Source organism: Streptomyces sp. P5F9, assembly GCF_057961495.1.
In genome coordinates this window covers 1-7,196 of the sequence record NZ_JBXVPZ010000478.1, presented here as the reverse complement: position 1 = coordinate 7,196, position 7,196 = coordinate 1, and the positions used below count along the sequence as shown (strand labels likewise).

Annotated in this window: 7 protein-coding genes and 1 pseudogene; 1 reads left to right on the top strand and 7 read right to left on the bottom strand. The window is 70.8% G+C overall.

The features are described 5' to 3' along the window. The 3 genes from AC31A1_RS43000 to AC31A1_RS42990 all read right to left on the bottom strand — a co-directional run. A partial coding sequence (locus tag AC31A1_RS43000) for a glutamate ABC transporter substrate-binding protein (protein WP_489658517.1) occupies window positions 1–866 on the bottom strand: 866 nt, incomplete at its 3' end. Window positions 867–883: 17 nt separating this feature from the next. Continuing rightward, window positions 884–1,627, bottom strand: a complete 744-nt coding sequence (locus tag AC31A1_RS42995) for an amino acid ABC transporter ATP-binding protein (RefSeq protein ID WP_489658516.1) — start codon at window positions 1,625–1,627, stop codon at window positions 884–886. 113 nt (window positions 1,628–1,740) lie between these two features. Then, window positions 1,741–2,148 carry a DUF6278 family protein gene (locus AC31A1_RS42990; RefSeq protein ID WP_489658515.1) on the bottom strand — a complete coding sequence of 136 codons (408 nt, stop codon included), beginning with the start codon at window positions 2,146–2,148 and terminating at the stop codon, window positions 1,741–1,743. Window positions 2,149–2,296: 148 nt separating this feature from the next. Between AC31A1_RS42990 and AC31A1_RS42985 the strand changes: the two genes are divergently transcribed. After that, entirely contained in the window at window positions 2,297–3,562 is a 1,266-nt protein-coding gene (locus AC31A1_RS42985) for an acetylxylan esterase family protein (protein WP_489658514.1), read from the top strand. A 19-nt stretch (window positions 3,563–3,581) separates the two neighbouring features. Here the strand turns inward: AC31A1_RS42985 and AC31A1_RS42980 are convergent, their stop codons facing one another. The 4 genes and pseudogenes from AC31A1_RS42980 to AC31A1_RS42965 all read right to left on the bottom strand — a co-directional run. Next, a complete protein-coding gene (locus AC31A1_RS42980) occupies window positions 3,582–4,361 on the bottom strand; it encodes an exodeoxyribonuclease III (RefSeq protein WP_489658513.1) in 780 nt (259 codons plus the stop codon). 30 nt (window positions 4,362–4,391) lie between these two features. After that, entirely contained in the window at window positions 4,392–5,027 is a 636-nt protein-coding gene (locus AC31A1_RS42975; RefSeq protein WP_489658512.1) for an MBL fold metallo-hydrolase, read from the bottom strand. 95 nt (window positions 5,028–5,122) lie between these two features. After that, entirely contained in the window at window positions 5,123–6,412 is a 1,290-nt protein-coding gene (gene pcaDC / locus AC31A1_RS42970; protein ID WP_489658518.1) for a bifunctional 3-oxoadipate enol-lactonase/4-carboxymuconolactone decarboxylase PcaDC, read from the bottom strand. A gap of 213 nt (window positions 6,413–6,625) precedes the next feature. Beyond that, window positions 6,626–7,196, bottom strand: a pseudogene (locus AC31A1_RS42965) (SWIM zinc finger family protein); the annotation flags it as partial.

The window sequence follows — 7,196 nt, the reverse complement described above, 5'->3', positions numbered from 1 at the left end:
ACTCCGGACAGGCCGAGCGTCGCCTCGTACGCCTTCTTCCAGTCGCCGTTCTTCTCACGGGCCTCCAACGCGTCGTCGAGGGCGAACCGCAGGGCGTTGTCGCCGTGCGGGACTCCGATGCCGTACGGCTCCTTCGAGAAGGGTTTGCCGACGACCTTCAGTTGATCGGGGACCTTCGCCGCGTAGCCGATGAGGATCGCGTCGTCGGTGGTGACGGCGTCGACCTGATAGGTGAGCAGGTTGTCGACGCAGACCGAGTACGTGTCGTAGGCGACGAGTTGGGCCTTCGGATAGTCGTCCTTGATGCGCTGGTACGGCGTGGAGCCGGCCGCCGAGCAGACGCGTTTTCCGGCGAGGTCCTGCGGGCCGTGGATGTCGTGCTCGTCGGTGCGGACGAGGAGCGACTGGCCGGCCAGGTAGTAGGGGCCGGCGAAGCCGACGAGTTTCTTGCGCATGTCGTTGATGGTGTAGGTGCCGACGTAGTAGTCGATCTGGCCGTTCTGCAGGGCGGTTTCGCGGTTGGCGGAGGCGATCGTCCTGAAGTGGATCGTCTTCGGGGCGAAGCCGAGGGAGGCCGACATCATCTGGGCGATCTCGATGTCGAAGCCGGAGTAGCTGCCTGTCGCCGGGTCCTTCTCGCCGAGGTAGGGCTGGTCCTCCTTGGCGCCGACGGTGAAGTAGCCGCGCTTCTTCGCCCGCTTCCAGGTCTTGGAGCCGGGGAGCTGAAAGCCTTGCGCCACTTGGTAGTTGGGGAGTTTCGCGGCGGCCGGACCCTTGACGGGCGGGCTGCCCTCCTTGCCGCAGGCGCTCGCGCACAGCACGGCGAGCGCGGCCAGGGCGAGGGACACACGGGTGGTACGGAACATGGATCGCACTCCCCCGCTCAGTGCTTGAGGATCTTGGACAGGAAGTCCTTGGCCCGGTCGCTGCGCGGGTTGGTGAAGAACTCCTCGGGGGTGCGGTCCTCGACGATGCGGCCGTCGGCCATGAACACGACGCGGTTGGCGGCGGAGCGGGCGAAGCCCATCTCGTGGGTGACGACGACCATCGTCATGCCGTCGTGGGCGAGTTGACGCATGACCTCAAGGACTTCGTTGATCATCTCCGGGTCGAGGGCCGAGGTCGGCTCGTCGAAGAGGAGCGCCTTGGGTTCCATGGCGAGGGCTCGGGCGATGGCCACGCGTTGCTGCTGGCCGCCGGAGAGCTGCGCGGGGAACTTGGGTGCCTGGGAGGCGAGTCCCACGCGGTCCAGGAGCTCCAACGACCGCTTGTCGGCGTCCTCGCGCTTGCGCCCGCGGACTTTGACCTGGGCCAGCGAGACGTTCTGCAGGACCGTCTTGTGGGCGAACAGGTTGAAGGACTGGAAGACCATGCCGACCTCGGCGCGGAGCTTCGCGAGGGCCTTGCCCTCCTCGGGCAGCGGCTGCCCGTCGAGCTCGATCGTCCCGGACTCGATGGTCTCCAGCCGGTTGATCGCCCGGCACAGCGTCGACTTTCCCGACCCCGACGGGCCGATGACCACGACCACCTCCCCCTTGCCGACGGTGAGGTTGATGTCCTGCAGGACATGCAGCTCCCCGTAGTACTTGTTGACGTCACGCAGTTCGATCAACGGATCGACGGCCATGCCCAGCCCTACTCACTCTCAGCTGTGTCGTGGTCGCCGCAAACTATCGACACAAGAGTGGAGTTAAGGCACGACACGCACTTTTCGGGCATTAGCCGTATTTAAGCCCGCCGTTACTCTTCCGCGACCTCGGCGTACAGCTGCGAGAGTTCGGGCACACCGCTGGCGGCCCACTCATGACCGGAGGCCACGACGTCGAACTCGCGCCCGGAGTCGAGCCGTACGACGGGCTGGCCGTTCAGCCAGATCGCCCAGGCGGCGCCCGGCACCGTACGCACGATCACCGTCCCCAGATACAGACCGGCGTCGTTGCCGAGCCAGGACATGGTCTCCTCGTCGTCCCGCCAGCGGGGCACCAGTTGGTCGAGCGCTTCCAACGAGCCCACGGAGTCGTCGAGTTGGACGCCCTCCCGGGCCGCATGGGAGCGGAGCAGTTCGCACTCGGACAGCGGTTCGGCGATGCCCTCGGGGTCGTGCGCAGCGCGCTTCTCGCCCCGGTTGCCCAGGAAAGGGATGTTCATACTCCCAGCGTGACATTCGCACCGCCGTACGCACCACAGGGCGTCGCGAGTGGCGTGTCAGCCCCCGGCCCCGGGAGGGGGAAAGCCCGTCCGCCGAGGGCGGGTTGGCCGGATGGTGGGCGCGATGTCCGCTTCGTACGGTCGCAGTATGAATCGGACAGGCAAGTTGATGGTGCTGTCGTCGGTGACCGTCGCCCTGGTGGTGAGCGGTTCGGTGTCCGCGGGGGCCGTGGGGGCGGGGGCCGTTGCGGCCGCGTCCGCGCATGGAGTGCCCGATACGGCGCGGGGTCGGCTGGTGTCGGTGGTGCGTCTGCGGACGTTGTCCGCGCGGGAGGTGGCCGCCGAGTTGAGGGGCGACGAGGACGGGGCGTGGGACGCCGGGGCCGTGCGCTACGGCGTCGACACCTACCGGGTGGTGTACCGCACGGTGGATCCGAAGGGCCGGCCCACCACCGCCAGCGGGCTGCTGGCCTTCCCGCGCAATGGTGAACGGCGGCTGCGCACCGTCTCGTTCACGCACGGCACCGAACTCTTCAAGGACGACGTCGCCTCGGTGTCGTCCGAAGTGTGGAGCCAGGCGCCCGCCCTGACCTACGCGTCGGCGGGCTTCGCCGTCGTCCTCCCGGACTACCTCGGTCTGGGCCTCGGCCCCGGTCGGCAGCAGTGGATGGACGTGCCCTCCGAGACGACCACCGCGCTGGACCTGCTGCGGGCCGCGGACTCCTACGCGCCCACGATCGGACGGCAGTTGGGGCGGGACGTGCTCATCACCGGCTTCTCGCAAGGGGCTTCGGCGGCGCTCGGACTGGCGCGGGCCCTGCAAGAGGGGGCCGATCCCCGCTTCCGGGCGGCGGCGCTCGCACCGGTCAGCGGTGCGTACGCCTTCCGGGACGTGGCGTTGCCCGCCCTGCTGGACGGGCGCGCGGACCCGAAGGACGGCGTCATCTACACCGCGCTGGCCCTCGTCTCCTTCAACCGGCTCCATCACGTCTACGACAACCCCGGCGAGGTCTTCCGGGCGCCGTACTCCCGCACGATCGAGGGCCTGTTGGACGGTACGCACACCGGGCAGGAGGTCATGGCCCGGACACCGGACACCGTGGATGAGCTGCTCACGGCGCACGGGCGGGCGCTGCTCGCGCACCCGACGGGCGGGCTGGCCGCCGCGCTGCGGGTCACCGACGGGGTGTGCACGGGCTGGACGCCGCAGGCTCCGGTGCGGCTCTACTACGCCGAGGGCGACGAGCAGGCCGTGAACGGGAACAGCGAGCACTGCCAGGCGTCGTTCCGGGCCCTGGGTGTCGAGGCGCCACTGGTCGACCTCGGCACTCCGGACTACGGCGGCTCCCGCCACCTGGGCTCCCAGCGGGCGGCAACGGCGGCCGTGGTGCGGTGGTTCGCCTCGCTGAGCTGACCTGGCCGGTTTCCTCGGGTCAGACGTCCAGGTCCACGACCACCGGGGCGTGGTCCGAGGCGCCCTTGCCCTTGCGCTCCTCGCGGTCGACGTAGGAGTCGGTGACGGCCTTCGCGAACGGTTCGTTGCCGTAGACCAGGTCGATGCGCATGCCGCGGTTCTTCGGGAAGGCGAGCTGGCGGTAGTCCCAATACGTGTACGGGTGGTCGTACTTCAGGGGGCGCGGGACCACGTCGGACAGGCCCGCTTCGCGCAGGGCGGTCAGCGCGGCGCGCTCGGCCGGGGTGACGTGGGTGAGGCCCTCGAAGGCGGCCACGTCGAAGACGTCGTCGTCCGTCGGCGCCACGTTGTAGTCGCCGAGCACCGCGAACGGGCGGCCGCCCTGCGCGTCGCCGGCGACGGCCGCCTTGAGGGCCTCGAACCACTGGAGCTTGTACGCGTAGTGGGGGTGGTCCACCTCGCGGCCGTTCGGCACGTACACCGACCAGACGCGGACCGGGCCGCAGGTCGCCGCGACGGCGCGGGGCTCCTGAACGCCGTCGTAACCGGGGTCCCCGGGGAGGCCCTTGACCACGTCGTCGAGCCCGACCCGGGAGAGCACCGCCACGCCGTTCCACCGGCCGGTCGCGTTGACCGCCGCCTCGTAACCCGCCTCGCGCAGCGCGTCGAACGGGAACTGCGCCTCGGCCAGCTTGGCCTCCTGGAGGCACAGCACGTCGGTGCCGCTGCTCTCCAGCCAGGCCAGGAGCCTCGGCAGACGGGCGGTGATCGAGTTCACGTTCCAGGTCGCGATACGCATGCCTCACAACCTACCGGGCGGCACTGACACTCAGACCGACGCGCTGTCCCCCGGCGCCAGCCGCAGGTGCTCCGCGCCGCCGAGCGCGCCGATCTGCATGTCGTAGATCGGGCGGGCGAGGTCGGTGAGCAGGGCGTCGTGGATGTCGTAGGCGCGCTGCGGCTTGACCTCGCGGACGTAGTCGATGACCTCGGAGATCTTGCTCCAGGGGGCCATGACCGGGAGCATCAGCGTCTCGACGGGGTGGTCCGGGACGGTGAGCGCGTCGCCGGGATGGAAGACGCGGCCTCCGTCGATGAGGTAGCCGACGTTGGTGATGCGCGGGATGTCCGGGTGGATCACGGCGTGCAGTTCGCCGTGCACCTGGACGTCGAAGCCCGCCGCCGTGAAGGTGTCGCCGTGGCCGACCGTGTGCACGCGGCCCGGGAACGCGGCGGAGAGCTGGTCCGCGACCGACTTCAGCGTCCAGATCTCGGCGGCCGGGTTGGCCTCCAGACCGGCCCGCAGCCGGTCCTCGTTGAAGTGGTCGAGGTGCTCGTGGGTGACCAGGATCGCGTCCGCGCCGACCGCGGCGTCCTCCTCGTTGAAGGTGCCCGGGTCGATGACGAGCGACCGGCCGTCCTTCTCCAGGCGGATGCAGGCGTGCGAATTCTTCGTCAGCTTCATGGGTCCATCCTGCCGCGCCGGAACGGTGGACGGGCGGGTGAGGCTGGTACTTCCGGTGCCCGTCTGAAGATCACTCCGTGGGGTCAGCCGGTGGTTCACTCGGTGGGGGTCGTCTCCTCGCGGATGACCTGCTGGGCGACCTTGAACGCGCTGTTCGCCGCCGGGACCCCGCAGTACACGGCCGCCTGCAGCAGCACCTCCTTGATCTCGGCCGGGGTGAGGCCGTTGCGCAGCGCCGCCCGGGTGTGGAAGGCCAGCTCGTCCAGGTGGCCACCCGCGACCAGCGCGGTGAGGGTGACACAGCTGCGTGAGCGCCGGTCGAGGCCGGGCCGGTCCCAGATCTCGCCCCACGCGTAACGGGTGATGAAGTCCTGGAAGTCCCCGGAGAACTCGTCGGCCTGCGCCAGCGCCCGGTCGACATGCGCGTCGCCGAGCACCTCACGGCGGACCTTGATCCCGGCGTCGTAGGGGTCCGGACGGCCCATGACCTGCGGCGGTACGGCGGGCGGCGGCGCGATCTCGGCGATCGGCGCGAGCTGCGGCGGCGGGGCGAGGACCGGTTTGACCGGGGTCGCCGCGATGGCGAACTGCCCGGTGGAGTGCTCGTAGGCGGGCTGCCAGGCGGTGGAGAAGTGCCGGACGAGGAGGTCCGTGACGGCGGCGGGCTGCTCGACCGGGACCAGGTGCGAGGCGCCGGGTACGACGGCGAGGCGGGCGTCCGGGATGCCGGCGACCAGCGTGCGGGCCTCGGCGGGGCCGGTGACCTGGTCGTCGGAGCCGACGAGGACGAGGGTCGGCACGCCGATGCGGGCGAGTTCGGACCGTACGTCGAACGCGGCCAGGGCCTCGCACGCGGCGATGTAGCAGCCGGGGTCGGTGGTGCGCACCATCTGGACGGCCCACTCGGTGATCGCGGGCTGCGACGCGGCGAACCCGCTGGTGAACCACCGGTCCGGCGAGGTGCGGGCGATGGGGTCGAGCCCGTTCGTCCGCACGATCACGCCGCGCTGGCGGAACTCGTCCGCCGTGCCGAAGCGGGGCGAGGCGGCGATCAGTGCCAGTGAGGCCACGCGCTCCGGGTGGCGCAGGACCAGTTCGAGGCCGACGGCGCCGCCGAGCGCGCAGCCCGCGTAGCCGAAGCGCTGCACGCCGAGGGCGTCGAGCGTGGCCAGCAGCCGGTCGGCCAGGTCGGAGACCGAGCCGGTCGGGTGCGCGGGCGAGCCGCCGTGGCCCGGCAGGTCGTACCGGAAGACCCGCCACTGCTTCATCAGCTCGGGCACCTGGCGATCCCACATGTGCCACGTCGTCCCGAGGGACGGGCCCAGGATGAGAACGGGCGCGTCTTCGGGGCCGTCGAAGCGGTACTGGAGTGCAGGGGTCTTCATATCGCTCACCGCTCCAACGTAACCGCCGTTTCTTACGGTCCGGCTGTGGGGCCCCCGGTCTCCCCACTCGGCTCCCACACATCAGTGGGGAACCCTCACATCGCCTTCACGGGACAGGGGTGAGAGCAGGGGAGTTGCCGACCGGTGAGAGAGATGCGACCGGTGGGGCTGTGTCGAAGGCCACTCCATGCTGCTCGGCGGCTGCTCGGCGGCTCAGAGTTCGCTCGGCGCGCCCAGGCCCGTGAGTGCCCCTACCGGGTCCAGGTCGGGGGTGCCTCTGGGCCACCAGTCCTCGTCGCCGGGTTCTGATTCGTAGGCGTACCACAGGCCGTCGCGGCCCAGTCGGAGCTGGACGTGGCCGTGAGGGTGGGTGAGGTGGTTGTGCCAGGGGCGGAAGGCCGGGAGGTCGGCGGCGAGGAGGAGCGGGCGGGCTCGGTCGAAGCGGCCGGCCGGTGGGTCCCAGGGTTCTTCGAGCACCGCGAGCCCTTCGATGCCGCCCTGCCGCCAGGCGGCGACCGCGCGCGCCAGCTCGGCAGTGGTACGTCCGGTGGCCTTGGCCAGGGAGGCGTAGAGGGAACGGGTGGTGACGGTCAGCCCCGAACCGGGGCGGGCCGCGGCGAGCCGCACCGCGTCCTGCCACAGCGTCAGGCCGCCCACCGGGTCCCGGCCGGTGCTGAGCAGCGCGTGCGCGCGGGCGGCGGCGTCGGTCGCCAGCTGGTCGAGCGCGAAGGGGTCCGGGCCACCGGGCGCGGCCGGGTACACGGGAGGCTGCTCGGGGTGCGGG

Bases quoted from the DNA above. Each gene is read 5' to 3' on its own strand.
- AC31A1_RS42995 (WP_489658516.1), bottom strand. From the start codon at position 1,627: ATGGCCGTCGATCCGTTGATCGAACTGCGTGACGTCAACAAGTACTAC.
- AC31A1_RS42990 (WP_489658515.1), bottom strand. From the start codon at position 2,148: ATGAACATCCCTTTCCTGGGCAACCGGGGCGAGAAGCGCGCTGCGCAC.
- AC31A1_RS42985 (WP_489658514.1), top strand. From the start codon at position 2,297: ATGAATCGGACAGGCAAGTTGATGGTGCTGTCGTCGGTGACCGTCGCC.
- AC31A1_RS42980 (WP_489658513.1), bottom strand. From the start codon at position 4,361: ATGCGTATCGCGACCTGGAACGTGAACTCGATCACCGCCCGTCTGCCG.
- AC31A1_RS42975 (WP_489658512.1), bottom strand. From the start codon at position 5,027: ATGAAGCTGACGAAGAATTCGCACGCCTGCATCCGCCTGGAGAAGGAC.
- pcaDC (WP_489658518.1), bottom strand. From the start codon at position 6,412: ATGAAGACCCCTGCACTCCAGTACCGCTTCGACGGCCCCGAAGACGCG.